Below are 23,476 nucleotides of genomic sequence, written 5' to 3'. Positions count from 1 at the left end.
GGGCTTTTTTATGCGCGAAGGGTTCAAGCCGCTTCTGCATACAGTTCCAGACGGCTGACGCCCGTGAGCAAATCCAGCTCAGGCAAGTCGGCATGGGTGTGGCCGCTGAGGGCGCAATAGACCAGCCAATGTTGATCCTGAACGTTAAAGGCTAACCCTTCGATCAACGCCTGCTGTTCGTCGCTGGGGGCGATCAGGTAGAGGCGGTCCTGGTTTTCTGCATGCAACATGACAAGCTCCGTGTCGGTGTCGAGGGGCCACAGAGTGACCTCTAGACATGACGATACGGTGACAGCAGAAATTAAGCCCTAGCCCTGTAGTCCCCACCGAACTTCGCGAGGCAGCGACCACACACGCTTATTTATAAGGGCAGGCCAGCCTTGATGCGGTACTGGTTCCGCACCGGCATTGCATATTGCAGCACCAGGTAAGGGCGGTGCTCGGCCGGGCACGCGTCCAGACGACGCTGCCACTCTTGCCGGGCCTTGGCCAGTTCTTCCGCGGCAAAGATGTCAGCAGCGGCAGGTACCTGCAATTGCGGGTCTGCGTCATCCCACTGTGCATATGCCAAGTAATGTGCGGGGAACAGGCGATAACCGCTGAGGATTTGGCGATCCATTTGCGCAGCAAGCAGTTTGCTGTCTTCGAAAAACTCAGTGATCGGCTCGGCAAAGTTAACGTGCACGCGGCCTTTGTAACCGGTAATGCCATTGGCGATGCTGGTGTCGTCTTCGCCAGGCGCCTTGGTGTAAGTGCCGGTGGTTGCGCGGATATACAACTCACGGGCTTTCGCCTGATCGCATGGGTCGTATTCGTAACTGATCGACACTGGCGTCATGTTCAGCGACTGCACCACTTCGCCAAACGGTTCGTTTTTGCGGCTCATGTGGAACATTTTGAGGATGGCCGAATCAGTACGGTCGTCGCCGTCTTTGGCACGGCCTTCAGCCTGGGCAATCCAGATCGACACGCCGTCGTTGCGGATCGAGTGGTTGATATAGGCCGACAGCAATTGATAGGCCGCGAGCTTTTCCCGGCGCCCGGTGATAGAACGGTGCACGATGAAGCTTTTGTTGAGGCGCATCAGATCGCTGACATACGGCTTTTGCAGCAGGTTGTCGCCGATGGCGATACGCGGCGTGGGGAGGCCTGCGTGGTAAACCGCGTAATTGACGAAGGCAGGGTCCATCACGATGTCGCGATGGTTGGCCAGGAACAGGTAAGCGGTGCCCGACTTCAAATGCTCGACGCCGGTGTAGGTCACGCCATCGGTCGCATGCTCGATGGTACGGTCGACATACACTTCGACTTTGTCCTGCAAGGTGGCGACCGAGGTCACGCCAGCGAACTCTTTGCGCAGGCGATGCGCTATAAGAGGTTTTAAAAGCCAGCCGAAAGCGCCAGCCAGGCGCGGGAAGCGAAAGTGGGTCAGGATATCTAGAAACGCCTTGTCGCTGAGCAACCGGGCCAGCACAGCTGGGACTTCGGTGTCGTCGTAAGGTCGGATGGTATCGAATTCGCCCATCATGCTCTCTTGTTGGAAACGGCTAGGGTAAGTAAACAAGGCAGGCCAAAAATAATAGCCCTGCAAATAGACCGGCGATTATACGCACAAGTCACTCTGGAGACCGCGATGCTTGAAACCGAACCCTACTATTGCCCGTATTGCGGTGAACTTGCAGAAGCCGTACTGGACCTGTCGGCCGGTGATCAGACCTACATTGAAGACTGTCCTGTATGCTGCCGGCCGATTGTCTTTACGCTCCAGACCGACGGTCATGAGTGGATGCTCGATGTCCACAGCGAAAACGAGTAGGCGCCATGCAGCGCATCTACGAGCCCGAAAACTTGATGGAAGCCGAACTGTTGCTGGGCATGCTCGCCAGCGAAGGGGTTGCGGCGACCCTTCAGGGGCGTGACCTGATCGGCGGCACGGGGGAATTACCGGCGCTTGGTTTGCTGGGGCTGGCCGTGGCCGATGACCATGCCCGTTACGCGCGCGAGCTGATCGATGCGTACAATGCTGCCTCGCCCTTTGACGGCGACGAGCCTGATAGCTACCCCGATGTGCTGGAGTGCTAAAAGGCCCTTTGTTCACTGCTATATAGAGAAGAGTTGTACTGCCCCATGTGTGGACGTTTTGCCCTGTTTCGCTGGAACCCTGCATTTGCAGCCTTGCCCGGTTTTCCGGCGGATCAGCAGGCGCAATGGAATATCTCGCCTAATGATGCGGTGTTGATCTTGCGCGCAGGTGAAGCGCCGGAGCAGCGAACACTGGCCCGGGCGCGCTGGGGATTGACCCCGCCCTGGCTGACCGACCTGTCTCGCACGCCCGCCCATGCCCGGGCCGAAACCGTTGCCGAACAACCGATGTTCCGTGATGCGTTTCGCCTGCGCCGCTGCCTGCTCCCGGCCAATGGCTTTTACGAATGGCGTGGCACCACCCGCAAACGTCCTTATTGGCTGACGCCAGGGGAGGGCGCGTCACTTTTTTTTGCAGCGATTTGGGAAGCCTATCCGGTGCAAGGCCACGAATGGTTGAGCACGGCTGTTATTACCCAGGCCGCAGCCAGTCAGCGTCGCCCGCTGATTCTGGATGAAGCGGGCCAGCAGGCATGGCTTGATCCTCAAACCCCTTTACACGTATTGCAGGCGCTGCTGGCCAGCCCGCAGTCCCCGTTGCGTGAGCGCCCGTTGGCCAATCTGGTCAATGACCCCAAGCTTAATGCCCCCGAGTGTCTGACGCCGGGTTGAGGGGCGTGTCTGCTACGATACGCGCCATCTTTATGGAGAGTCGTGATGGGTAAATTAGCGGTAGTGTGCGTGGTTGGCGCAGGGCTGTTGCTCGGCGGTTGTCAGTCGGTCAATACCACCAATGCCGGTGCGGTCGGTATTGAGCGCAAGCAGTACATGTTCAGCATGCTGTCGAGTCAGCAAGTGGATCAGATGTATGCCCAGTCGTACCAACAAACCGTCAGCGAAGCCAACTCCAAGGGTGCGCTGGACAAAACCAGTACCAATGCCAAGCGCTTGCAGGCCATCGCCAACCGCTTGATTGCCCAGGTCCCTGCTTTTCGCGCGGATGCGGCGCAATGGAACTGGGAAGTGAACCTGATCAAAAGTGACGAACTGAACGCCAGCTGCGGGCCGGGCGGCAAAATCATTTTCTACAACGGGATCATCGATAAGCTCAAACTCAACGACGATGAAATCGCTGCGGTCATGGGGCACGAAATCGCCCACGCCTTGCGCGAGCATGGGCGTGAGTCGATGTCCAAGGCGTACGGAATTGAAATTGCCAAACAGGGCGCGGGCGCATTGTTGGGGCTGGGGCAGGACAGCCTGCAACTGGCCGATACCGTGGTCAATTACAGCCTGACGCTGCCTAACAGCCGCAGCAATGAAAACGAAGCCGACCTGATTGGTCTGGAGCTGGCGGCACGTGCAGGTTACAACCCGAATGCCGCCATCACCTTGTGGCAGAAAATGGGGCAAGCGTCACAAAGTGCGCCGCCGGAGTTCATGAGCACCCACCCGGCGTCGAGCAGCCGGATTGCCGCGTTAGAGGCGGCGATTCCCAAGGTGATGCCGCTGTATCAGCAAGCTCCGAAAACCCGGTAATCCCGCGCTTTCGCCGGCCCTTTCCCGAAGGAGAGGGCCGGTGATGAGGTGCTACACCCAACCGCTGATTGCCATTGCCTTGTACACAGCCACGGCGGCCAGTACGAAGAACGCAGTTGCTGCCAACCGGCGAATCAGGGTCAACGGCAACTTGTCTGCCGCAAAGTTACCCGCCAGAACCACCGGCACGTTGGCAATCAACATGCCCAGCGTTGTGCCGATAATCACCAGCCACAGATCCGGGTATTGAGCGGCCAGCATAACGGTCGCCACTTGGGTCTTGTCGCCGATTTCAGCGATAAAGAACGCAATCAGAGTGGTCAGGAACGGGCCAAATTTACGTGCGGTACTCGCTTCGTCATCGTCCATTTTGTCCGGCACCAGTGTCCACAGTGCGGTGGCAGCAAAGCTGGCTGCGAGTATCCAGTGCAGGGTCACATCCGAGAAGAAACTGCCGAACCAGGCACCCACGGCGCCAGCGGCTGCGTGGTTGGCCAGGGTGGCGGCCACGATGCCGGCGATGATCGGCCAGGGTTTGCGAAAGCGGGCGGCGAGAATGAGGGCGAGCAATTGCGTCTTGTCGCCGATTTCGGCCAAGGCAACGATTGCAGTAGGAACGAGTAAGGAGTCGAGCATCATCAGGTGGTTTCCAGGGGCGGGTCGACACGGCTATGACACGTACAGCCTTCCCGCCCCGGGTAAGGTGTTCGTGTCATAGGTCTTGTCAAACCCCGGTCCGTCTGTGCGGACTCCTGGGTCGCATACGCCATGGCCTGTTGACCAAGTATGTTGACGTATGCCGGACGAGCGCGAAGCTCGTGGGAGACTACTCCCCTAGGACGGAGCGGATTCTGCCTACGCAAATCCGATCCGGCAAGCCTTGTTTTTTAAATTGCGTTATCGACGCTTGACGCTGTAAATCCGAAAACCCTGGCCCTCGGCCTTGACGGTGCAGGCGCCGAACTGCTCTTCGATCAGCGGTTGATAGCGCAGGAAGCTATTGGCAACAATCCGAAGTTCGCCACCCTTTTTCAGATGTTTAATGGCTTTTTGCAGCAAGTTTTCAGTGGCTTGGTAATCGGTATGCACGCCGACATGGAAGGGCGGGTTACTCAGGATGGTGTTCAACTCCATCGGTGCTGCGTCGATACCATCCCCGCAGATCACCTCACCTTCCAGTCCGTTGGCCGCCAATGTCAGGCGGCTGCTGGCGGTGGCAAATGCGTCCACATCGAGCAGGGTGACGCTGTTATGCGGGTAACGGCGTTTGACTGCCGCGCCCAGCACGCCTGCACCACAGCCAAAATCCAGCACATGGCCGCTGGGCAGTTTGTCGAGGTTGTCCAGCAGCAGGGCGCTGCCGCGATCCAGTCGGCCGTGGCTGAACACACCCGGCAGGCTGACAACGTTTAACGGGCCTTCTTCCAGAGCCAGCTCATAATGCTGCGCCAGGTGAGCCAGCACGGGCGCTTGCGGAACATTGACCACGCTGACTTGCCACAGCTGGCAATGCCGGGCGCTGTCGAGCTTGCGCGGCTTGCCGAACGGGATCAGTTGTTTGGAGGCGCCTTCAATACCGCCTTTTTTCTCGCCCACCAGAAATACATCGGCATTGGGCAGGCGTGCGGCCACGGTCTTGAGGACGTAATCGCTCAGCTCTTTGGACTTGGGCAAATACACCACGGCGGTGTCAAACGCGCGCTCCGGCACATCCACCCCAAAATGTACGCGCCCGGCGAAACGAGCCTCTAGCGCGGCGTGATCGCCAGCGTGCCAGCACCAGCCGTGGGCGTTGGGCAAGCGGCCGAGTGCGTCGTCCGGGGGCAGGCCCACCAACAACACGTTGCCTTGAAAGTAATCAGGCTGACGAAGCAGTACTTCACTGCGCGGATCCATAATCTGCTCCTCAAAAAGGGGCGCAGTTTATCAACTGACGACCCGCAGCGCTGTACCGTTGAAGAACGCTTGAGCGTTTTCGGTCAATTGGCCCACGATTCGCTGTCGCGCTTCACGGCTGCCCCATGCGCTGTGCGGGGTGATAATCAGCCGCGGGATGTCTTCAGCCAGCAGCGGATTGCCATTACGCGGCGGTTCAACGCTCAACACGTCAGTGGCCGCACCGCCCAAATGGCCGCTGCGCAAGGCATCGGCCAAGGCCTGTTCATCGATTATGCCGCCCCGGGCCGTATTGACCACGAACGCGCCGGGCTTGAGCATTGCCAGCTCTCGGGCGCCAATGAAATTGCGCGTATGTTCGTTGAGCGGGCAGTGAAACGTCAGCGCATCGACCTGCGGCAACAGTTCATCCAGAGGCAGACGATCGGCACGGGCAGGGCGGCCCGGAATCTGCCCGACCAGTACGCGCATGCCGAAGGCTTCTGCTAATTTCGCGACTGCGCTGCCCAGCTCGCCGTGACCGAACAAGCCAAGGGTCTTGCCTTCCAGTTCCACAATCGGGAAGTCCAGCAGGCAGAACTGTTTGGCCGTTTGCCACTGCCCGGCCGACACTGCGTTTTGATAGTCGAGCAGGCGGGTCGCCAGTGCCAGCAGCAAAGTCAACGTGTGCTGTGCCACCGAGGGCGTGCCGTACCCCTGACAGTTGGCGACAACAATGCCCCGGGCGCGTGCGGCTTCAAGGTCCACGTTATTGGTGCCAGTGGCGGCGACCAGGATCAGTTTCAGTTGCGGGCACGCTGCGAGTGTTTCAGCGTTTAGCAGGATTTTATTGCTGATGACAACGCTGGCACCTTGCAAGCGCTCGATCAGGTTTTCAGAGGTTGTATCGGCGTACAGTTGCAGATCGCCCAGGCAGTCACGCAAAGGGCTGAGGTCGAGATCGCCCAGATCCAGTGAGGTGTGATCCAGGAACACGGCGCGGCGAGTGTTAGTCATCAACTGTACCTTTTGTGCGGTGAAATGAAGGCGTAATGTGGCGAGACTATCAGAAGAAACAATTTGTAATGGAGCCGTGCATGTATTGGACAGAATTCTTGACCGTCGCCCTGATTCACCTGTTGGCGGTGGCCAGCCCGGGCCCGGACTTTGCCGTGGTGGTGCGTGAGAGTGTGACCCACGGTCGCCGCGCTGGCATGTTCACGGCATTCGGAGTTGGCACGGCGATTTTTGTTCATGTCGGTTATTCGCTGCTCGGCATTGGCATCATCGTGTCGCAATCGATCGTGTTGTTTAACGCACTCAAATGGCTGGCGGCCGCTTACTTGCTGTACATCGGGATCAAGGCGCTGCGTGCAAAACCGGCCGATCCGACCGCCGTTGCTACTGCGCTGCCTGTGGGCGAGCGCACGGCGCGCGGCGCGTTCACGTCGGGTTTTGTGACCAATGGCTTGAACCCGAAGGCCACGCTGTTTTTCCTGTCGCTGTTTACAGTTGTGATCAACCCGCACACGCCATTGTCGATTCAGGCTGGCTATGGCGTGTACCTGGCTGTGGCCACCGGCCTGTGGTTCTGCATGGTGGCCATGCTGTTCAGCCATCAACGTGTACGCACGGGCTTTGCGCGCATGGGCCATTGGTTTGATCGCACCATGGGTGCAGTCTTGGTCGCGCTGGGTGTGAAACTGGCCTTTACCGAAATGAACTGAGGCTGTTTTAAACCGATCACCGCTGTGAGTGATCGGTTTTTTGCCTCTGCCAACATGAGTCCCCCCAAAAACGATGTTGATCGTTTTCTCATTGGGGGGCTTATGTGCAGGCTCGCAGGACGGCGCCCGCCCTCAACCTGCGTTTATCCCCCGTGCAACTCCTCAACACGATGAATCACGCGCAGGGCCGGTTTGTATTGCGCAACAGTGATTTCGTGGCCCTCGATGGCAGCCCTTTCCTGGCTCGGCTACGGCATCAGCCCTGAGCCGAATCAGCGGCGGATCTTGTCAAAATCTGGTTTTCCTTCATCCTTGCGGGCCTATTGCGACGTGCCCATGGAGAAGTATCAATGCCCTCAGTCAACCGGTTTTGGCATCGCGCTCAACTGCCGCTGGCAGTCAGCTTCGCCGCGACGCTCGCCGGGCCCGCCTGGGGTGTGAGCTTCAACGTCGGGGACGTGGAAGCTCAGCTTGATTCCGAGTTGTCGATCGGCGCCAGTTGGTCAACCGCCAAGACCGATCAGTCATTGATCGGGGCCAATAACGGCGGCACTGGCCACTCGCAAATTTCTGATGATGGTCGCTTGAACTTCAAGCGCGGTGAGACCTTTTCCAAATTATTCATGGGTGTTCATGGGCTGGAGCTGAAGTATGGCGACAGCGGCCTCTATGTGCGTGGCAAGTATTGGTACGACTTTGAGCTGCAAGATGACAGTCGCCCATTCAAGAACATCAGCGACAAAGGTCGGCGCGCTTCGGCGCAATCCGCTGGCGCGCAGTGGCTGGATGCGTTCGTGTACCACAACTATGTGATTGCCGATCAGCCTGGCGCGGTGCGTCTGGGCAAGCAAGTGGTCAGTTGGGGTGAAGGCGCTTTCATCGGCGGCGGGATCAATGCCATCAACCCGACGGATGCGGCGGCCTATCGCCGTCCAGCCACTGAATACAAGGATGGGCTGGTTCCGGTCAACCTGTTCTACCTGTCGCAAAGCCTCACCGACCGGTTATCGGTCGAAGGGTTTTATCAGCTGGATTGGGAGCAGTCCGAGACCGACAACTGCGGGACGTTTTTCTCACAATCGGATGTCATTGCGGACGGCTGTAGCGGTAACTACCGGGTGATGAACAAGCGTTCAGCCCTGACGGTGGCAGACTTGGCTGCGTTGACCTCGGCCGGTGTCGACATCAACAACGAAGGCGTGTTGGTGCGCCGGGATGCAGACCGCAACGCACGCAATAGCGGGCAGTTCGGGCTTGCCATGCACTATCGCTTCGACCCGCTGGACACTGAATTTGGTGCGTTCTTCATGAACTACCACAGCCGTGATCCGATCATCAGCGGGCGTGCGGCTTCACAAGCGGTGTACAACGCGGCGTCTGCTGCTGGCGGTTTGGGGCCAATGCACGTCGCGGGCAATGCCAGCTACTACGTCGAATACCCCGAAGACATTCGTTTATACGGCTTGAGTTTCGCAACCACGTTATCCACAGGCACGGCGTGGAAAGGGGAGTTGAGCTATCGTCCCAATGCGCCGGTGCAACTCAATACCGATGATCTGCTGTACGCCAATGTCACCTTGTTGCCGGGGTTGGCAGACGCGTCCCCCTTGAGCGTCACGCCCGGGGCGGATGCCTCAGGCTATCGACGTAAAGAGGTCACCCAGTTTCAGACATCCCTGACACACGTTCTGGACAATGCCATGGGCGCCAATCGGCTGATTCTGACCGGTGAAATCGGTATCTCTCATGTTGCCGGGCTGGAAAGCCGATCTGATAAACGCTATGGCCGCGACCCTGTGTTTGGCCAGGAGGGTAACGAGGGTTTTACCACTGCCAATTCGTGGGGGTATCGGGCGCGGGCCGTGTGGGAATACAACAACGTGCTGCCGGGCATCAATCTCAAACCCGGGTTGGCATGGTCCCATGATGTCAGCGGTTACTCACCGGGACCCGCCGCCACGTTTGAAGAAGGCCGTAAAGCCGTCAGCCTGGGGCTGGATGCCGAGTACCAGGACACCTACACCAGCAGCGTGTCGTACACCAATTTTTTTGGCGGCCGTTACAGTACCTTAAGTGATCGCGACTTTATGGCGTTAAGCGTCGGGGTCAAGTTTTAAAACCGTTTTATCCGCTTTGGAACCCAGAACCATGAACAACCCGCCCGCGCTCATCCGTGAAACCTTCCCTGTCGGCCCTTTGCAGTGCAACTGCACGATCATCGGCGATCCAGTCACGAAAAAGGCCGTTGTGGTCGACCCGGGTGGCGATCATGAGTTGATTCTGGCGCGCTTGGAAAAGCACGGTTTGAAGGTGGTGAGCATCATTCATACCCATGCGCACCTGGACCATTTTCTGGCGTCGGGTCAACTCAAGGAGAAAACCGGGGCGACGTTGCACCTGCATAAAGAGGACCAGTTCCTGTGGGACAACCTTGAGATGCAGTGCAAGTTGTTTCGCGTTCCATACACCCCGGTGCCGTCACCGGATCGCTGGCTTGCCGATGATGAGGAGCTTGCGTGCGGGTGTGGTGTGGCGCTGCACACGCCGGGGCACACCCCCGGCTCCATGAGCTTCTGGTTTGCCGATGCCAAGCTGTTGATTGCCGGTGACACCCTGTTTCGTCGTGGCGTTGGCCGTACCGATTTGTGGGGTGGCGATCAGGCAACTATCGTACGTTCCATCAAGCAGCGTCTGTATACGCTGGATGAAGATGCCACAGTGATTACAGGCCATGGCCCTGATACCCGTCTGGGCGAGGAGATGCGCGAAAACCCGTTTGTACGTGCTTGAGAGGCCAATGGAATTTTTACCGTTGGTCGTGTTCCAACGCCAACAGAGGTCCACTGCCCACGACCTTTGCCCCCAGAAAGTATTGAGTAGGAGCTTCACCATGTTTATTTCGAGTCGTTTGATTGTTGCCGCCAGTGCGATTGCTTTGCTGGCCGGCTGTGCCTCGCCCAACCCGTATGACAACCAGGGGCAGGCATCGACGGGCATGAGCAAAACGGCCAAGTATGGCGGGCTGGGAGCGTTGGCCGGTGCAGTGGCGGGTGCTGCCATTGACCACAACAACCGTGGCAAGGGCGCACTGATCGGCGCTGCCGTTGCGGGTCTGGGGGCTGCGGGTTATGGCTATTACGCTGACAAGCAAGAAGCTGCACTGCGCGCCAGTATGGCAAACACGGGGGTAGAGGTTCAGCGTCAGGGCGACAACATCACCTTGGTTATGCCGGGAAATATTACGTTTGCCACTAGCTCGGCAAATATTTCGCCCAGCTTCTATCAACCGCTCAACAGCCTGGCCAACTCGCTGAAGCAACTCAATAACCAGCAACAGATTCAAATTGTGGGTTACACCGATAGCACCGGTAACGACGACTACAACTTGAAGCTGTCGCAGCAGCGTGCGCAGAGCGTTGCCACCTATCTGACGTCTCAGGGGGTCAGTGGTCAGTACTTGTCTGTCACCGGTAAGGGGCCTGCGGACCCGATTGCTAGCAACGCGACCCCTGATGGCCGAGCTCAAAACCGTCGAGTGCAGATCACCCTGGCGCCGATTCCGGGCATGAACTATCAGCAACAAGGTCAGGTTCAACAGTACCCGTAAGCCTCGTGCTTTGCCGTTGCTGACGCAGGTTGTGCAAGGATTGTAAGACCGGTTACCGCACGATCCTCCTGCAGCGGTCACAGCAAGACGCATAACAAAAAGCCCCGCGATCTTTATCAGGTCGCGGGGCTTTTTGCTGAACGCTTTACTGAAAGTGTTACTTCTTCAGGCCGTAATGCTCGTCGAGCATGCCGGGTGCGTTCGGGGTTTTTGGCGCGTAGTCCAATGGCGGCTCAGAGCTGTGCGGCGGGGTAAGGCGCTCGCGGTGCGGTTGAGGCGCTTCTGAATGCAGTGCGGCCAGCAGGCGTTGGCGAGTCTGCTCGTCAAGGGCCAAACGGTTGGCGCCCTCGGCGAGATGGTCTTGCACATCCTGATAGCTCTGAGTGAGTTTCTTCACCAGATTGGCGGTGCTGTTGAAGTGGGTGACCACCTCATTCTGATAACTGTCAAAACGTTCCTGGATGTCATCTAGCTGGCGCTGCGTGCGGTTAGGCGCGGCATTGGGCAGCAGACGAGCGACCAGAAAACCAATGGCGACACCTGCAACCAAGGCTAGAGTCGGCAACAACCAAATCAAGAGCGAGTGTTCCACGAGTCCTTCCTCTATAAACGGCTTTGCTTTACGTTAACGGCTCGGACCTGCGCTGTATACCGCGATGCACTCGCAAATATGTCAGACAGAATCTATCAGCTAGACGAGTCGACCCAATTTGAGGTCACGGAGTTCCTTCTTGCTTACCCGCGAAACCCCTCTTTTGATTGATGGCCCCGTGGGCCGTCTGGAAGCTTTATACCTCGATCACCCCGAAGCAAAAGGCCTTGCACTGCTGTGCCATCCCAACCCGGTACAGGGCGGGACAATGTTGAATAAAGTTGTTTCAACCCTTCAGCGCACTGCCCGCGATGCTGGCCTGATTACCTTGCGGTTTAATTACCGTGGCACCGGCCAGAGTGAGGGGAGCCATGATATGGGCACCGGTGAAGTCGATGATGCACTGGCGGCAGCTCGTTGGCTGCGCGCCAAACACCCAGATCTGCCGATCACGTTGCTTGGGTTTTCGTTTGGTGGTTTTGTGGCCGCCAGCTTGGGCGGACGCCTTGAGGCTCAGGGCGAAACGCTCAAGCATGTGTTCATGATTGCACCGGCGGTGATGCGCCTGCGTGACGAAGATGCATTGGCGCACCAATGCGCATTGACCGTGATTCAGCCAGAAACTGATGAAGTGATCGATCCGCAGTTGGTCTACGACTGGTCAGAGCACCTCTCTCGCCCCCATGAGCTGCTGAAAGTGGCAGAATGCGGACACTTTTTTCACGGCAAGCTGACTGACCTCAAAGAGTTGGTGCAGCCACGCCTTTCGAATTGATTGCAGTCTGATAAGCGATTACCTATGACCACTCGTACTCGAATCCTCACCGGTATTACCACGACCGGGACGCCGCATCTGGGCAACTATGCCGGTGCGATTCGCCCGGCCATCGTAGCCAGCCGTGACAGCAATGCCGACTCGTTTTACTTTCTGGCGGATTATCACGCGCTGATCAAATGCGATGACCCGCAGCGCATCCAGCGCTCGCGTCAGGAAATCGCAGCAACTTGGCTAGCGTCCGGTCTGGATGTCGAGCGAGTGACTTTTTACCGTCAGTCAGACATCCCCGAGATTCCTGAGCTGACCTGGCTGCTGACCTGTGTCGCGGCTAAAGGCCTGCTCAACCGCGCCCACGCTTACAAGGCGTCGGTGGATAAAAACCTGGAAAACGGCGAAGACCCGGACGCGGGCATCAGCATGGGCTTGTACAGCTATCCGGTGCTTATGGCTGCCGACATTCTGATGTTCAATGCCAACAAGGTGCCGGTCGGTCGCGACCAGATCCAGCACGTTGAAATGGCCCGTGACATCGGCCAGCGTTTCAATCATCTATTTGGCAACGGCAAAGACTTTTTCGCGATGCCGGAAGCGCTGATTGAAGAAAGCGTTGCCACCTTGCCCGGCCTTGATGGTCGCAAGATGTCCAAAAGCTACGACAACACGATCCCGCTGTTCACCAGCGCCAAAGACATGAAAAGCGCTATTTCGCGCATCGTGACTGACTCCCGTGCGCCGGGCGAAGCCAAGGATCCTGACAACTCGCACCTGTTCACGTTGTATCAGGCATTCTCAACGCCTGCGCAGACCGCAGAGTTCCGCAATGAACTGTTGCAGGGCTTGGGATGGGGGGAGGCGAAAGAACGTCTGTTCAAGCTGCTGGATGCCGAACTGGGCGAGGCCCGCGAGCGGTATCACGAGTTGATGTCGCGCCCATCCGACATGGAAGACATCTTGTTGGCCGGAGCCCATAAAGCTCGCACAATCGCGACGCCTTTCCTGGCGCAGTTGCGCGAAGCCGTCGGTCTGCGTTCGTTTGTCAGTGCGGCGCAGGCCACTACCGCGACCAAAAAGAAAGCGACCAAAGGCCCACGCTTTGTCAGCTTCCGTGACGAAGACGGCAGCTTCCGCTTCCGCTTATTGGCAACCGACGGCGAACAATTGTTGCTGTCGCGCAGCTTCAGCGATGGTAAGGCGGCAGGGCAAGTGACCAAGCAACTGCAATCCGGTGAACCGCTTGACGTGCGCACCCAGGACTCGCGTTTCAGTGTGTGGCTGGCAGGAGAGTGCGTGGCGGACAGTTCGGAATTTGCCGACAGCGCGGCACGGGATGCTGCTATTGAGACCCTGCGCTTGTCGCTGGTGCCTGCACAGGACTAAGAAAGTGCGGCGATTCGCCTCAGGTCCGATTGCCATTCCCCAAGGCCGTCGCTACAGTGACGGCCCGTTTTTGTTGCCTTGCTAACGAATTATGACGCCTTTAGAACGATATCAAGCTGATCTGAAACGCCCGGACTTCTTCCACGATGCCGCGCAGGAAAACGCTGTACGCCATTTGCAGCGTCTGTATGACGATCTGGTTGCTTCTTCGCAGAGCAAGCCGGGGCTGTTCGGCAAGCTCTTCGGCAAAAAGGACCAGACACCGGTCAAAGGCCTGTATTTCTGGGGTGGAGTAGGGCGGGGCAAGACGTATCTGGTTGATACGTTCTTTGATGCTCTGCCGTTCAAGCAGAAAGTTCGTACGCACTTCCACCGTTTCATGAAGCGTGTGCATGAAGAAATGCGCACCCTGAATGGCGAAAAAAACCCGTTGACCATCATCGCCAAGCGTTTTGCCGATGAGGCTCGGGTGATTTGTTTCGATGAGTTCTTTGTGTCGGACATTACCGACGCCATGATTCTCGGGACGTTGATGGAAGAGCTGTTCAAAAACGGTGTCACTCTGGTTGCGACCTCGAACATCGTGCCCGATGGTTTGTACAAAGACGGCCTGCAGCGCGCGCGCTTTTTGCCCGCTATTGCATTGATCAAGCAGAACACTGAGATCGTCAACGTTGACAGTGGCGTGGACTACCGCCTGCGCCATCTGGAGCAGGCTGAGCTGTTCCACTTTCCGCTCAATGAAGCCTCGGAAAAGTCCTTGCGCGAAAGCTTTAAAGCGCTCACACACAACTCGACGCGTGCAGTGGAAAACGATGATTTGATCATCGAGAACCGTACCATTCGCGCCTTGCGGACATGCGATGACGTGGCCTGGTTTGATTTCCGCGAGCTGTGTGATGGCCCGCGTAGCCAGAACGATTACATTGAGTTGGGCAAAATTTTCAATGCGGTGATTCTGAGCGGTGTTGAACAGATGGACGTGAAAACGGACGATATTGCGCGCCGTTTCATCAACATGGTCGACGAGTTTTACGACCGTAACGTCAAACTGATCATTTCGGCAGAAGTCGAGCTCAAGGATTTATACACGGGCGGGCGTCTGAACTTTGAATTCCAGCGCACGCTGAGCCGTTTGCTGGAGATGCAATCCCATGAATACCTGACGCGGGCGCATAAGCCTTAGTCGAGCGTTTCATGAGAAAGGCCTGCTTATGCAGGCCTTTTTTTTGGCTGGTCATGAATGTTACGGCCGGTTAGGCGGCTTGTTGAAATTGCTGGCGGTATTGGTTGGGTGACAGCTCGGTGTGTTGCCGGAACAAGCGCGCGAAGAAGCTGGCGTCGTCGTAGCCAACGTCGTAGCTGATGGTCTTGATGCTTTTACGGGTAGCTGAAAGTAGCCCTTTGGCGGTCTCTATGCGCAGACGTTGCAGATAATGCAAGGGCTTGTCGCCTGTCGCCATCTGGAAGCGACGCATAAAGTTACGAATGCTCATGCCATGTTCGCGAGCCACATCCTCGAAGCGGAACTTGTCGGCAAAATGTTCTTCGAGCCAGTGCTGTATTTGCAGAATGATGACGTCCTGGTGCAGCTTCTGTCCGCCAAACCCGATGCGACCGGGTGCGTAGTTACGTTGCACTTCATAAAGAATGTCACGTGCCACGGCCTGGGCGATATTGGCGCCACAGAAGCGTTCGATCAGGTAAATGTAAAGGTCGCAGGCCGAGGTGGGGCCTCCCGCGCAATACAGGTTGTCAGCATCCGTCAGGTGTTTGTCTTGATTGAGATGAACGTTCGGAAAGCGTTCGGCGAAGCTGTTGAAAAAACGCCAGTAGGTTGTCGCTTCCTTACCGTCCAGCAGGCCGGCTTCTGCCAGCCAGAAGACGCCAGTGGCTTCAGCGCAGAGTACGGCGCCGCGTGCGTGTTGTGCGCGTAACCAGGGCAGTATTTGCGGGTAGCGCTGACAGAGTGTGTCGAAGTCGTCCCAAAAGGCCGGGAGGATGATGATGTCAGTGTCTTCGAGGCTGCCATCCACCGGAAGCATCACGTTACTAAAACTGCTGACAGGCAGGCCGTCAGGGCTGACGAGGCGTGTTTCGAAGCTGGCGTTAAGGCCTTGGCCTAACTGTTTGCCATGACGCAGGCTGGCGAGGTGGAAGAAATCTTTGGCCTGCATCAGTGTCGAGGCAAAAACCCGATCGATAGCCAATATGCTGACGCGCCGCAAGGGCGCGGAGAGATGAGTAGACATGATTTGATTATTCTTATAGGTGAAATTGGTCAACTTGCGGCTGGATCGTCTTATTTTTTGTCCTGTGTGTCTAGGGGGGGATTCAGTGAGCGCCGTAGCAGCTGCCGATCGAGGCGCAGGCCGTCGCAAACAGCTGCTACGCAATCATGTCAAGGTGCGGGGTTTGGCTGCTCCTTGTGAATGGCCTCGATGCCTGCCAGTACTTCGTCCGAGAGTTCTACTTCGATGCTGGCGATATTGCTCTCAAGTTGCGCCATCGTGGTTGCGCCAATGATATTGCTGGTGACGAACGGCTGTTGTGTCACATAAGCCAGGGCCATTTGAGCGGGGTCCAGGCCGTGCTGGTGGGCCAATGCGACATAACGCTCGCTGGCAGCCACGGCCTGCGGGTTGGAATAGCGCGAGAAGCGGCTGTAGAGGCTCAAGCGGCCCTTTGGAGGTCGGGCGCCCCCGTTGTACTTGCCCGAAAGCATCCCGAACGCCAGCGGGGAGTAGGCGAGCAGGCCGCATTGTTCGCGAATGGCAATTTCAGCGAGGCCGACTTCAAAGCTGCGATTGAGCAAATTGTAGGGGTTCTGGATTGAAACAGCCCGAGGCCAGCCGCGACTTTCGGCCAGTTGCAGAAACTTCATCGTGGCCCAGGGGGTTTCGTTGGACAGGCCGATATGGCGGATTTTGCCTGCTTTGACTTGTTCGTCGAGGGCTTCGAGGGTGTCTTCGAGTGGAGTGAATTGCTCGTCAGCGTGGTGGGTGTAGCCGAGTTGACCGAAGAAATTGGTGCTGCGTTCCGGCCAGTGCAGTTGGTACAGGTCGATCCAGTCTGTTTGCAGGCGCTTGAGGCTGGCATCCAGTGCCTGGACGATATGGGTTCGGTTATGTTTGAGCTGGCCGTCGCGAATGTAGTCGATGCCATTGCCCGGGCCGGCGATCTTGCTGGCCAGTATCCAGTCCGCCCGATCACCGCGGGCCTTGAACCAATTGCCTATGTAACGCTCGGTGGTGGCGTAAGTGTCGGCCTTGGGTGGTACCGGGTACATTTCAGCGGTGTCGATGAAATTGATGCCTGCGTTTTTTGCGTACTCAATCTGCGCGAAGGCTTCATCCTGGGTGTTCTGCTCGCCCCAGGTCATGGTTCCGAGGCCAATTGTGCTGACTTTGAGATCGGTTCGGCCTAGCTGGCGGTAATCCATAGGGTGCTCCTTGGGGGAAAGAATCATAAAAGCAGGTTGTAATTTTTTTCGCAATCTGGATAATTGCCGACCTCTTTCTGCAGTGGAAGTGATGCGCCGCCTGCCGAAGAATCTTGCCGTTGAACGGACGCGCTGACCCGAGCCCCCGATAGCGTCTGTACCCGGCTGCCTTTGACTTGTCAAAGTACGCACTATTCAGTAAGATCCGCCGTCTAATTTACAGGGCGGCCCCTGAGGCTATAAAGAATGAAAACTTTTACTGCTAAACCAGAAACAGTAAAGCGCGACTGGTTTGTCGTCGACGCTGCTGGTCAGACCCTGGGTCGTCTGGCCACCGAGATCGCGAGCCGTCTGCGTGGCAAGCACAAGCCGGAGTACACTCCGCACGTTGACACCGGTGACTACATCGTTGTTATCAATGCTGAGCAGATCCGTGTCACTGGTGCCAAAACCTCTGACAAAATGTACTACTCTCACTCCGGTTTCCCGGGCGGGATTAAGTCGATCAACTTCGAAAAGCTGATCGCCAAAGCTCCTGAGCGCGTGATCGAGACCGCGGTTAAAGGCATGCTGCCTAAAAACCCGCTGGGTCGCGACATGTACCGTAAGCTGAAAGTCTATGCGGGCGCTGCTCACCCTCATACTGCTCAGCAGCCCCAAGAACTGAAGTTTTAACGGAATAGTTCATTATGTCGGCGACTCAAAACTACGGCACTGGCCGTCGTAAGACTGCAACCGCACGCGTTTTCCTGCGTCCGGGTACTGGTAACATCTCCATCAACAACCGCTCCCTGGATAATTTCTTCGGTCGCGAAACTGCCCGCATGGTAGTTCGTCAGCCGCTGGAATTGACTGAGACTGTTGAGAAATTCGACATCTTCGTTACCGTGATCGGCGGTGGTGTAAGTGGTCAAGCTGGCGCAATCCGCCACGGTATCACTCGCGCACTGATGCAATACGACGAAACTCTGCGTGGCGCTCTGCGCAAAGCAGGCTTCGTAACTCGCGATGCTCGTGAAGTTGAACGTAAGAAAGTCGGTCTGCGTAAAGCGCGTAAGCGTCCGCAGTACTCGAAGCGTTAATTCGCAGCTTCGTTCAAAAGCGCCCAGTCTCCTTAGGAGCTGGGCGTTTTTTATGGGTAATGATTTATGCATGTGACAACTTGCCACATCCAGCAAATGCCTATACTACAAGGCTTGTAGCCGACCGAGAGCGGTAATTACCTTGTCAGAGTAGGGGCTTTTCATTACCATTCTGCAAAATTTTTATAAGTTCAGATTTTTACTTAGTAGATGCCTGATTTAACAGGCCACAAAGCTGATGGGAGAGGACTGAATGAGCAATGACGGCGTAAATGTCGGCCGGCGTCGCTTCCTCGTAGCAGCCACATCCGTGGTGGGTGCTGCAGGAGCGGTGGGGGCGGCAGTCCCGTTTGTGGGGTCGTGGTTCCCCAGTGCCAAGGCGAAAGCCGCTGGCGCACCGGTGAAGGTCAATATTGCTAAGGTTGAGCCAGGTCAGCAGATGATTGCTGAGTGGCGTGGTCAGCCGGTATTCATTGTCCGCCGCACTGATGAGATTCTCGCGAATCTTAAAAAGATTGAAGGCCAGCTTGCTGACCCGGATTCCAAGCAATCCGACCAGCCCGAAAACTCAACCAATGAGTACCGTTCCATCAAGCCGGAAATTCTGGTGCTGATCGGCATCTGTACGCACTTGGGTTGCTCGCCGACTTTCCGTCCTGAAGTCGCACCTGCTGACCTGGGTAAAGACTGGGTCGGGGGTTATTTCTGTCCTTGTCATGGTTCGCACTATGATCTGGCCGGTCGCGTCTACAAGGCACAGCCTGCTCCACTGAACCTGCCAGTGCCGCCTTACTACTACGTAGAGGGCAGTGACAACATCATTGTCGTTGGTCTCGAAGGGGAGAACGCGTAATGAGCAAGTTCATGGATTGGGTAGATGCACGCTTCCCGGCCACAAAGATGTGGGAAGACCATCTCAGCAAGTACTACGCACCGAAGAACTTCAACTTTTTCTACTTTTTCGGCTCCCTCGCGTTGCTGGTTCTGGTTAACCAGATCGTAACGGGTGTGTGGCTGACCATGAGTTACACGCCGTCTGCAGAGGAAGCTTTCGCCTCTGTCGAATACATCATGCGTGACGTTGAATACGGCTCGATCTTGCGCCTGCTGCACTCTACCGGTGCTTCTGCGTTCTTTATCGTGGTTTATCTGCATATGTTCCGTGGTTTGCTCTACGGTTCATACCAGAAGCCACGTGAGCTGGTCTGGCTGTTCGGCATGATGATTTATCTGGCCCTGATGGCTGAAGCCTTCATGGGTTACTTGCTGCCTTGGGGGCAAATGTCCTACTGGGGCGCCCAGGTGATCATCTCGCTGTTTGGCGCAATCCCTGTAATTGGCAACGACCTGACTCAGTGGATTCGTGGTGACTACCTGATCTCCGGTATTACCCTGAACCGCTTCTTTGCCTTGCACGTTGTAGCCTTGCCGATCGTGATTCTGGGGCTGGTGGTGCTGCACATTCTTGCCTTGCACGAAGTCGGGTCGAACAACCCGGATGGCGTGGATATCAAGAAGCACAAAGACGAGAACGGCATCCCGCTGGACGGCATTCCTTTCCATCCGTACTACACCGTGAAAGACATTGTCGGCGTAGTGGTGTTCCTGTTTGTCTTCTGTTCGATCGTGTTCTTCTTCCCGGAAATGGGTGGTTATTTCCTCGAAAAGCCGAACTTTGAACAAGCTAACGCCTTCAAAACGCCGGAGCATATTGCGCCTGTCTGGTACTTCACACCGTTCTACGCGATCTTGCGCGCCATTCCTGACAAGTTGATGGGCGTTATCGCCATGGGGGCAGCGATTGCAGTGCTGTTCGTGTTGCCATGGCTGGACCGTAGCCCTGTCAAATCCATGCGTTACAAAGGCTGGATGAGCAAAATTTGGCTGTGGGTGTTCTGTATCTCCTTCGTGATTCTGGGTGTGTTGGGCGTATTGGCGCCGACCCCGGGCCGCACGCTGTTGTCGCAGGTGTGTACGTTCCTGTACTTCGCCTACTTCATTTTGATGCCGTTCTACACCAGGCTTGAGAAGACCAAACCGGTTCCGGAAAGGGTGACTGGCTGATGAAAAAGCTATTTGCTGTATTGATGCTTGCTGTGATGCCTGCACTGTCTTTCGCTGCGGAGCAGGGTGTCCAGCTCGACAAAGTCGATATCGATGTGTCTGACAAGGCTGCCATGCAAGACGGCGCACGTACGTTCGCCAACTACTGCATGGGCTGTCACAGTGCCAAATTCCAGCGCTATGAGCGTGTTGCTGATGATCTGGGCATCCCTCACGACGTCATGCTCGATAATCTGGTAATGACTGGCGCCAAGATCGGTGACCACATGAACATCGGCATGAAGCCTGAAGACGCCAAGGCCTGGTTTGGTGCGGCACCGCCTGATCTGACGCTGGTAGCACGTGTACGTGGTACTGACTGGCTCTACAGCTACCTGCGTTCGTTCTATGAAGACCCGTCGCGCCCTTGGGGTGTGAACAATAAGGTCTTCCCGAACGTGGGCATGCCAAACGTTCTGGCGCCGCTACAGGGTCGTCAGGTGATTGGCTGCAAGCAAGTTCAGATCGTCGAAGACGGCAAGAAGCAGTATGATCCGCTCACCGGCACGCCTTTGACACACGAAGCGTGCGACCAGCTGACAGTATTGCCAAAAACCGGCACGCTGACTGAAGAGCAGTTCGATGAGAAGATCAAGAACCTTGTGACCTTCCTGGCCTATTCAGCCAACCCGGTGAAGCTGGAGCATCAGCGCATCGGCACGTACGTATTGCTCTATCTGGCGTTCTTCTTTGTGTTCGCTTATTTGCTCAAGCGTGAATACTGGAAAGACGTGCACTGATATCGTTACACGCATTGCTGTTTAACGTGTGCGCCCGAGGGTGTCTCTGAACAGGTAGCCGTGCTGGTTGTGGTACACAAGGTCGTTTTGATCATGTGTGCCACGATTTACGGTTGCTGGAGACGCACCTCGGGCGCTTTCGTTTTTCTGCTTCTGATCATTTCAACAAGCGAGGAGGACCGCCATGGGCGTGACCAATCGGTTGGCCTGTTACTCCGACCCCGCCGACCACTATTCCCATCGAGTGCGCATTGTGCTCGCGGAGAAGGGTGTCAGCGCCGAGATCATTAGTGTGGAGGCGGGTCGTCAACCGCCAAAGCTGATCGAAGTGAACCCATACGGCAGTTTGCCAACCCTGGTCGACCGCGACCTTGCGTTGTGGGAATCGACTGTGGTGATGGAGTACCTGGATGAGCGTTATCCGCATCCGCCTTTGCTGCCGGTCTATCCGGTCGCACGTGCAAACAGTCGTCTACTGATCCATCGAATCCAGCGTGACTGGTGCGTATTGGTTGACCTGATTCTGGACTCGCGCACTAAAGAGCCTGCGCGTGTGCAGGCGCGCAAAGAGCTGCGCGAGAGTTTAACGGGTGTCTCGGCGTTATTTGCTGACAAACCTTTTTTCCTCAGCGACGAGCAAAGTCTGGTCGACTGCTGTCTATTACCGATACTCTGGCGTTTGCCTGTTTTGGGTATTGAACTGCCGCGGCCTGCCAAGCCGCTGCTTGATTATATGGAGCGCCAGTTTGCGCGTGAGGCTTTCCAGGCAAGCTTGTCTGGTGTCGAACGCGATATGCGCTAAGGCTTTAGGAGCCCTTGATGAATTCAAGTCGACCTTATTTGGTGCGTGCGCTCTATGAGTGGATTGTAGATAACGACTGCACGCCGCACATGTTGGTAAATTCCGAATACCCGAGTGTGCAAGTGCCGCAAGGCTTCGCCAGTGAAGGGCAGATCGTGTTGAATGTTGCGCCTGTTGCTGTGCGTCATCTGCACATGGACAACGAGGCGGTCAGCTTCGAAGCGCGGTTTGGGGGTGTGCCTCACACACTGTATGTGCCAATTTCAGCCATTTTGGGGATTTATGCCCGTGAGAATGGCCAAGGCATGGTGTTTGATCTGGAAGAGGCTCTTGAAGCTGATGACGAGATTGAGCCGGATGATGATTTGCCGCCTCCGGGCAGCGAGCCACCGCGTCCTAGCGGACGGCCGAGTCTGAAAGTGGTGAAGTAATAAAAAGGCGACCTCGAGGGGTCGCCTTTTTTGTGCGTGATTAGCGTGTGATCTTTGTCGTTGGGCGGGTACTGCCCCGTTGCTTGATTGGCGGATCGGCGCCTGTCTTGGAGCTGAATCAGTCGATGTATTCGAACAGCTTGACGATTTTTTGAACGCCGGAGACGCCTTGAACCAAGTTTGTAGCGCGGGTGGCTTCCTGTTTGGTTACCAGGCCCAGCAAGTAAACAATGCCATTTTCAGTTACGACCTTGATTCGTGACCCCGGGATTGCGCCGTCAGTCAGCATTTGCGATTTGATCTTGGTGGTCAGCCAGGCGTCGTTATTGCGGGCCAGGATCGAAGAGGGGGCCATGACCTGCAATTCGTTGTTGACCTTTTTGACACGCTGGACAGCAGCGGCGGCCTGTTCGGCCTGCGCCTTGAGATCGGCGCGCGGGGTTTGCCCTGCCAGTAGAACGATACCGTTGTAGCTGGTCACAACGATGTGCGAGCCGTTATCCAGGTCGGGATTGGCTTTAGCGATATTCACAGCCACTTTGGTTTCGATCAGTGAGTCGTCGATCTTGCTGCCGAAGGTGCGCGTGCCTCGATCATCTTCGATAGGTTTGTCGCGTGTCGCCGTCAGCACCGAGCTGCAGCCGGCAGTCAAACCCAGGCATAAGGTCAGGGCTACTAAGCCAAGGCGGTTAAAAGTCATTCTTCACTCCCGAACAGTTGGCTGTCGATCAGATCGCACAAGCAGTGGATCGCCAGCAGGTGGACTTCTTGGATGCGTGCGGTGACCAGAGAGGGTACGCGGATCTCCACGTCTTCCGGCAGCAACAGCGAGGCCATGCCTCCGCCATCTCGACCGGTCAAGGCCACCACCGTCATTTCTCGGTCGTGCGCGGCCTGAATGGCCTGGATGATGTTGGCTGAGTTGCCGCTTGTCGAGATTGCCAGCAGTACGTCACCTGGTTGGCCCAGGGCGCGTATCTGCTTGGAAAAAATCTCGTTAAAGCTGTAGTCATTGGCGATTGAGGTAATGGTCGAGCTGTCGGTGGTCAATGCGATGGCGGGCAGGCTCGGGCGTTCGCGCTCGAACCGGTTAAGCAGTTCGGATGAGAAGTGCTGAGCATCACCCGCAGAGCCGCCATTGCCGCATGACAGCATTTTGCCTTCGTTTAGCAGGGCATTAACCATCACCTGGCTGGCTAGTTCGATGTGCGGTGCAAGCACTTCCATCGCCTGCTGCTTGGTATCGATACTGGCCTGAAAAAGCAGGCGAATCCGGGATTGCATGTCCATCTATGTGAC

General features: G+C 56.6%; 28 protein-coding genes and 1 riboswitch. Of the genes, 18 read left to right on the top strand and 10 right to left on the bottom strand.

The genetic code is table 11. The features are described from left to right. Nucleotides 1-23: 23 nt before the first annotated feature. Both HBN61_RS18125 and HBN61_RS18120 read right to left on the bottom strand, forming a co-directional pair. Entirely contained in the window at nt 24-230 is a 207-nt protein-coding gene (locus tag HBN61_RS18125; RefSeq protein WP_094993024.1) for a hypothetical protein, read from the bottom strand. Nucleotides 231-361: 131 nt separating this feature from the next. After that, nucleotides 362-1,528, bottom strand: a complete 1,167-nt coding sequence (locus tag HBN61_RS18120; protein ID WP_094993025.1) for a 1-acyl-sn-glycerol-3-phosphate acyltransferase — start codon at nt 1,526-1,528, stop codon at nt 362-364. Between the two features lie 105 nt (nt 1,529-1,633). Between HBN61_RS18120 and HBN61_RS18115 the strand changes: the two genes are divergently transcribed. The 4 genes from HBN61_RS18115 to HBN61_RS18100 are packed head-to-tail and all read left to right on the top strand — an operon-like array spanning nt 1,634 to nt 3,621. Beyond that, entirely contained in the window at nt 1,634-1,816 is a 183-nt protein-coding gene (locus HBN61_RS18115) for a CPXCG motif-containing cysteine-rich protein (protein ID WP_169963078.1), read from the top strand. A 5-nt stretch (nt 1,817-1,821) separates the two neighbouring features. Then, nucleotides 1,822-2,082, top strand: coding sequence for a putative signal transducing protein (locus tag HBN61_RS18110; RefSeq protein WP_169963079.1), 261 nt, complete (start codon nt 1,822-1,824; stop codon nt 2,080-2,082). Between the two features lie 45 nt (nt 2,083-2,127). Beyond that, on the top strand, nt 2,128-2,754 hold the full coding sequence (locus tag HBN61_RS18105; protein ID WP_094993028.1) for an SOS response-associated peptidase: 627 nt from the start codon (nt 2,128-2,130) through the stop codon (nt 2,752-2,754). 45 nt (nt 2,755-2,799) lie between these two features. Then, complete coding sequence (locus HBN61_RS18100; RefSeq protein WP_094993029.1) at nt 2,800-3,621, top strand: M48 family metallopeptidase; 822 nt, start codon at nt 2,800-2,802, stop codon at nt 3,619-3,621. Nucleotides 3,622-3,672: 51 nt separating this feature from the next. Here HBN61_RS18100 and HBN61_RS18095 read toward each other — a convergent pair whose 3' ends face one another. The 3 genes from HBN61_RS18095 to HBN61_RS18085 form a co-directional block, all read right to left on the bottom strand. Continuing rightward, nucleotides 3,673-4,257 (bottom strand): TMEM165/GDT1 family protein, encoded by a 585-nt coding sequence (locus HBN61_RS18095; protein ID WP_047274281.1) that lies wholly within the window; start codon nt 4,255-4,257, stop codon nt 3,673-3,675. 90 nt (nt 4,258-4,347) lie between these two features. Continuing rightward, nucleotides 4,348-4,469: riboswitch (yybP-ykoY riboswitch) on the bottom strand. 49 nt (nt 4,470-4,518) lie between these two features. Then, the gene (locus HBN61_RS18090; protein WP_170047474.1) at nt 4,519-5,517 is read right to left on the bottom strand and encodes a methyltransferase; all 999 of its coding nucleotides are present in this window, start codon (nt 5,515-5,517) and stop codon (nt 4,519-4,521) included. Nucleotides 5,518-5,547: 30 nt separating this feature from the next. Further along, nucleotides 5,548-6,513 carry a 2-hydroxyacid dehydrogenase gene (locus tag HBN61_RS18085; protein WP_094993031.1) on the bottom strand — a complete coding sequence of 322 codons (966 nt, stop codon included), beginning with the start codon at nt 6,511-6,513 and terminating at the stop codon, nt 5,548-5,550. Nucleotides 6,514-6,593: 80 nt separating this feature from the next. Between HBN61_RS18085 and HBN61_RS18080 the strand changes: the two genes are divergently transcribed. From HBN61_RS18080 to HBN61_RS18065, 4 genes are all read left to right on the top strand, one after another. Beyond that, complete coding sequence (locus tag HBN61_RS18080; RefSeq protein ID WP_094993032.1) at nt 6,594-7,223, top strand: LysE family translocator; 630 nt, start codon at nt 6,594-6,596, stop codon at nt 7,221-7,223. Nucleotides 7,224-7,573: 350 nt separating this feature from the next. Further along, on the top strand, nt 7,574-9,340 hold the full coding sequence (locus HBN61_RS18075) for a DUF1302 domain-containing protein (RefSeq protein WP_170047472.1): 1,767 nt from the start codon (nt 7,574-7,576) through the stop codon (nt 9,338-9,340). A gap of 31 nt (nt 9,341-9,371) precedes the next feature. Then, nucleotides 9,372-10,013 (top strand): MBL fold metallo-hydrolase, encoded by a 642-nt coding sequence (locus tag HBN61_RS18070; RefSeq protein WP_170047470.1) that lies wholly within the window; start codon nt 9,372-9,374, stop codon nt 10,011-10,013. Between the two features lie 100 nt (nt 10,014-10,113). Beyond that, nucleotides 10,114-10,830: a YiaD family glycine zipper/OmpA-like lipoprotein gene (locus tag HBN61_RS18065; protein WP_170047468.1), complete on the top strand. Its 717-nt coding sequence runs from the start codon at nt 10,114-10,116 to the stop codon at nt 10,828-10,830. A 157-nt stretch (nt 10,831-10,987) separates the two neighbouring features. Here the strand turns inward: HBN61_RS18065 and HBN61_RS18060 are convergent, their stop codons facing one another. Further along, nucleotides 10,988-11,422 carry a Z-ring associated ZapG family protein gene (locus HBN61_RS18060; protein WP_047273751.1) on the bottom strand — a complete coding sequence of 145 codons (435 nt, stop codon included), beginning with the start codon at nt 11,420-11,422 and terminating at the stop codon, nt 10,988-10,990. A 139-nt stretch (nt 11,423-11,561) separates the two neighbouring features. Between HBN61_RS18060 and HBN61_RS18055 the strand changes: the two genes are divergently transcribed. The 3 genes from HBN61_RS18055 (at nt 11,562) to zapE (ending at nt 14,763) form a co-directional block, all read left to right on the top strand. Further along, nucleotides 11,562-12,197, top strand: a complete 636-nt coding sequence (locus tag HBN61_RS18055) for an alpha/beta hydrolase (RefSeq protein ID WP_094993036.1) — start codon at nt 11,562-11,564, stop codon at nt 12,195-12,197. Between the two features lie 24 nt (nt 12,198-12,221). Beyond that, nucleotides 12,222-13,577 (top strand): tryptophan--tRNA ligase, encoded by a 1,356-nt coding sequence (locus HBN61_RS18050; protein WP_094993037.1) that lies wholly within the window; start codon nt 12,222-12,224, stop codon nt 13,575-13,577. Between the two features lie 91 nt (nt 13,578-13,668). Further along, nucleotides 13,669-14,763, top strand: coding sequence for a cell division protein ZapE (zapE, locus tag HBN61_RS18045; protein ID WP_169963084.1), 1,095 nt, complete (start codon nt 13,669-13,671; stop codon nt 14,761-14,763). A 70-nt stretch (nt 14,764-14,833) separates the two neighbouring features. Here the strand turns inward: zapE and HBN61_RS18040 are convergent, their stop codons facing one another. Further along, complete coding sequence (locus tag HBN61_RS18040) at nt 14,834-15,754, bottom strand: GlxA family transcriptional regulator (RefSeq protein ID WP_169963341.1); 921 nt, start codon at nt 15,752-15,754, stop codon at nt 14,834-14,836. A 224-nt stretch (nt 15,755-15,978) separates the two neighbouring features. Further along, nucleotides 15,979-17,019: an NADP(H)-dependent aldo-keto reductase gene (locus HBN61_RS18035; RefSeq protein WP_094993039.1), complete on the bottom strand. Its 1,041-nt coding sequence runs from the start codon at nt 17,017-17,019 to the stop codon at nt 15,979-15,981. A 246-nt stretch (nt 17,020-17,265) separates the two neighbouring features. Here HBN61_RS18035 and rplM point away from each other — a divergent pair, with 246 nt between their 5' ends. The 7 genes from rplM (at nt 17,266) to HBN61_RS18000 (ending at nt 22,177) form a co-directional block, all read left to right on the top strand. After that, entirely contained in the window at nt 17,266-17,694 is a 429-nt protein-coding gene (gene rplM / locus HBN61_RS18030) for a 50S ribosomal protein L13 (RefSeq protein ID WP_047273761.1), read from the top strand. Between the two features lie 14 nt (nt 17,695-17,708). After that, the gene (gene rpsI / locus HBN61_RS18025; protein ID WP_047273763.1) at nt 17,709-18,101 is read left to right on the top strand and encodes a 30S ribosomal protein S9; all 393 of its coding nucleotides are present in this window, start codon (nt 17,709-17,711) and stop codon (nt 18,099-18,101) included. Between the two features lie 253 nt (nt 18,102-18,354). Further along, nucleotides 18,355-18,954 carry a ubiquinol-cytochrome c reductase iron-sulfur subunit gene (gene petA / locus HBN61_RS18020; RefSeq protein WP_094993040.1) on the top strand — a complete coding sequence of 200 codons (600 nt, stop codon included), beginning with the start codon at nt 18,355-18,357 and terminating at the stop codon, nt 18,952-18,954. Beyond that, the gene (locus HBN61_RS18015) at nt 18,954-20,165 is read left to right on the top strand and encodes a cytochrome b (RefSeq protein WP_047273766.1); all 1,212 of its coding nucleotides are present in this window, start codon (nt 18,954-18,956) and stop codon (nt 20,163-20,165) included. The genes petA and HBN61_RS18015 overlap by 1 nt, the downstream gene beginning before the upstream one ends. After that, nucleotides 20,165-20,944 (top strand): cytochrome c1, encoded by a 780-nt coding sequence (locus tag HBN61_RS18010; protein WP_094993041.1) that lies wholly within the window; start codon nt 20,165-20,167, stop codon nt 20,942-20,944. The genes HBN61_RS18015 and HBN61_RS18010 overlap by 1 nt, the downstream gene beginning before the upstream one ends. Nucleotides 20,945-21,128: 184 nt before the next feature. Next, a complete protein-coding gene (locus tag HBN61_RS18005; RefSeq protein WP_094993042.1) occupies nt 21,129-21,746 on the top strand; it encodes a glutathione S-transferase N-terminal domain-containing protein in 618 nt (205 codons plus the stop codon). A gap of 17 nt (nt 21,747-21,763) precedes the next feature. Continuing rightward, nucleotides 21,764-22,177, top strand: coding sequence for a ClpXP protease specificity-enhancing factor (locus HBN61_RS18000; protein ID WP_094993043.1), 414 nt, complete (start codon nt 21,764-21,766; stop codon nt 22,175-22,177). Nucleotides 22,178-22,295: 118 nt separating this feature from the next. On the opposite strand, the gene HBN61_RS17995 is transcribed toward HBN61_RS18000, so the two are convergent. Further along, nucleotides 22,296-22,877: a BON domain-containing protein gene (locus tag HBN61_RS17995; protein ID WP_047273769.1), complete on the bottom strand. Its 582-nt coding sequence runs from the start codon at nt 22,875-22,877 to the stop codon at nt 22,296-22,298. Next, nucleotides 22,874-23,467: a phosphoheptose isomerase gene (locus tag HBN61_RS17990; protein ID WP_094993044.1), complete on the bottom strand. Its 594-nt coding sequence runs from the start codon at nt 23,465-23,467 to the stop codon at nt 22,874-22,876. Before HBN61_RS17990 ends, HBN61_RS17995 begins: the two co-directional genes overlap by 4 nt. Nucleotides 23,468-23,476 lie beyond the last annotated feature (9 nt).

Origin of the sequence: Pseudomonas sp. WS 5071 (assembly GCF_012985765.1) — a bacterium.
Lineage (GTDB): Bacteria > Pseudomonadota > Gammaproteobacteria > Pseudomonadales > Pseudomonadaceae > Aquipseudomonas > Aquipseudomonas lundensis_A.
Note: the sequence above shows the minus strand (reverse complement) of the source record. Positions and strands in the feature narration are given on the sequence as shown.

What these genes read in the sequence shown, in the direction of transcription:
- HBN61_RS18110 (WP_169963079.1), top strand. Translation starts at nt 1,822, where the DNA reads ATGCAGCGCATCTACGAGCCCGAAAACTTGATGGAAGCCGAACTGTTG.
- HBN61_RS18015 (WP_047273766.1), top strand. Translation starts at nt 18,954, where the DNA reads ATGAGCAAGTTCATGGATTGGGTAGATGCACGCTTCCCGGCCACAAAG.
- HBN61_RS18075 (WP_170047472.1), top strand. Translation starts at nt 7,574, where the DNA reads ATGCCCTCAGTCAACCGGTTTTGGCATCGCGCTCAACTGCCGCTGGCA.
- HBN61_RS18100 (WP_094993029.1), top strand. Translation starts at nt 2,800, where the DNA reads ATGGGTAAATTAGCGGTAGTGTGCGTGGTTGGCGCAGGGCTGTTGCTC.
- HBN61_RS18090 (WP_170047474.1), bottom strand. Translation starts at nt 5,517, where the DNA reads ATGGATCCGCGCAGTGAAGTACTGCTTCGTCAGCCTGATTACTTTCAA.
- HBN61_RS18040 (WP_169963341.1), bottom strand. Translation starts at nt 15,754, where the DNA reads ATGCAGGCCAAAGATTTCTTCCACCTCGCCAGCCTGCGTCATGGCAAA.
- zapE (WP_169963084.1), top strand. Translation starts at nt 13,669, where the DNA reads ATGACGCCTTTAGAACGATATCAAGCTGATCTGAAACGCCCGGACTTC.
- HBN61_RS18085 (WP_094993031.1), bottom strand. Translation starts at nt 6,513, where the DNA reads ATGACTAACACTCGCCGCGCCGTGTTCCTGGATCACACCTCACTGGAT.
- HBN61_RS18125 (WP_094993024.1), bottom strand. Translation starts at nt 230, where the DNA reads ATGTTGCATGCAGAAAACCAGGACCGCCTCTACCTGATCGCCCCCAGC.
- HBN61_RS18050 (WP_094993037.1), top strand. Translation starts at nt 12,222, where the DNA reads ATGACCACTCGTACTCGAATCCTCACCGGTATTACCACGACCGGGACG.
- HBN61_RS18035 (WP_094993039.1), bottom strand. Translation starts at nt 17,019, where the DNA reads ATGGATTACCGCCAGCTAGGCCGAACCGATCTCAAAGTCAGCACAATT.
- HBN61_RS18120 (WP_094993025.1), bottom strand. Translation starts at nt 1,528, where the DNA reads ATGATGGGCGAATTCGATACCATCCGACCTTACGACGACACCGAAGTC.
- rpsI (WP_047273763.1), top strand. Translation starts at nt 17,709, where the DNA reads ATGTCGGCGACTCAAAACTACGGCACTGGCCGTCGTAAGACTGCAACC.
- HBN61_RS18065 (WP_170047468.1), top strand. Translation starts at nt 10,114, where the DNA reads ATGTTTATTTCGAGTCGTTTGATTGTTGCCGCCAGTGCGATTGCTTTG.
- HBN61_RS18115 (WP_169963078.1), top strand. Translation starts at nt 1,634, where the DNA reads ATGCTTGAAACCGAACCCTACTATTGCCCGTATTGCGGTGAACTTGCA.
- HBN61_RS17995 (WP_047273769.1), bottom strand. Translation starts at nt 22,877, where the DNA reads ATGACTTTTAACCGCCTTGGCTTAGTAGCCCTGACCTTATGCCTGGGT.
- HBN61_RS17990 (WP_094993044.1), bottom strand. Translation starts at nt 23,467, where the DNA reads ATGGACATGCAATCCCGGATTCGCCTGCTTTTTCAGGCCAGTATCGAT.
- HBN61_RS18010 (WP_094993041.1), top strand. Translation starts at nt 20,165, where the DNA reads ATGAAAAAGCTATTTGCTGTATTGATGCTTGCTGTGATGCCTGCACTG.
- rplM (WP_047273761.1), top strand. Translation starts at nt 17,266, where the DNA reads ATGAAAACTTTTACTGCTAAACCAGAAACAGTAAAGCGCGACTGGTTT.
- HBN61_RS18000 (WP_094993043.1), top strand. Translation starts at nt 21,764, where the DNA reads ATGAATTCAAGTCGACCTTATTTGGTGCGTGCGCTCTATGAGTGGATT.
- HBN61_RS18070 (WP_170047470.1), top strand. Translation starts at nt 9,372, where the DNA reads ATGAACAACCCGCCCGCGCTCATCCGTGAAACCTTCCCTGTCGGCCCT.
- HBN61_RS18005 (WP_094993042.1), top strand. Translation starts at nt 21,129, where the DNA reads ATGGGCGTGACCAATCGGTTGGCCTGTTACTCCGACCCCGCCGACCAC.
- HBN61_RS18095 (WP_047274281.1), bottom strand. Translation starts at nt 4,257, where the DNA reads ATGCTCGACTCCTTACTCGTTCCTACTGCAATCGTTGCCTTGGCCGAA.
- HBN61_RS18105 (WP_094993028.1), top strand. Translation starts at nt 2,128, where the DNA reads ATGTGTGGACGTTTTGCCCTGTTTCGCTGGAACCCTGCATTTGCAGCC.
- petA (WP_094993040.1), top strand. Translation starts at nt 18,355, where the DNA reads ATGAGCAATGACGGCGTAAATGTCGGCCGGCGTCGCTTCCTCGTAGCA.
- HBN61_RS18080 (WP_094993032.1), top strand. Translation starts at nt 6,594, where the DNA reads ATGTATTGGACAGAATTCTTGACCGTCGCCCTGATTCACCTGTTGGCG.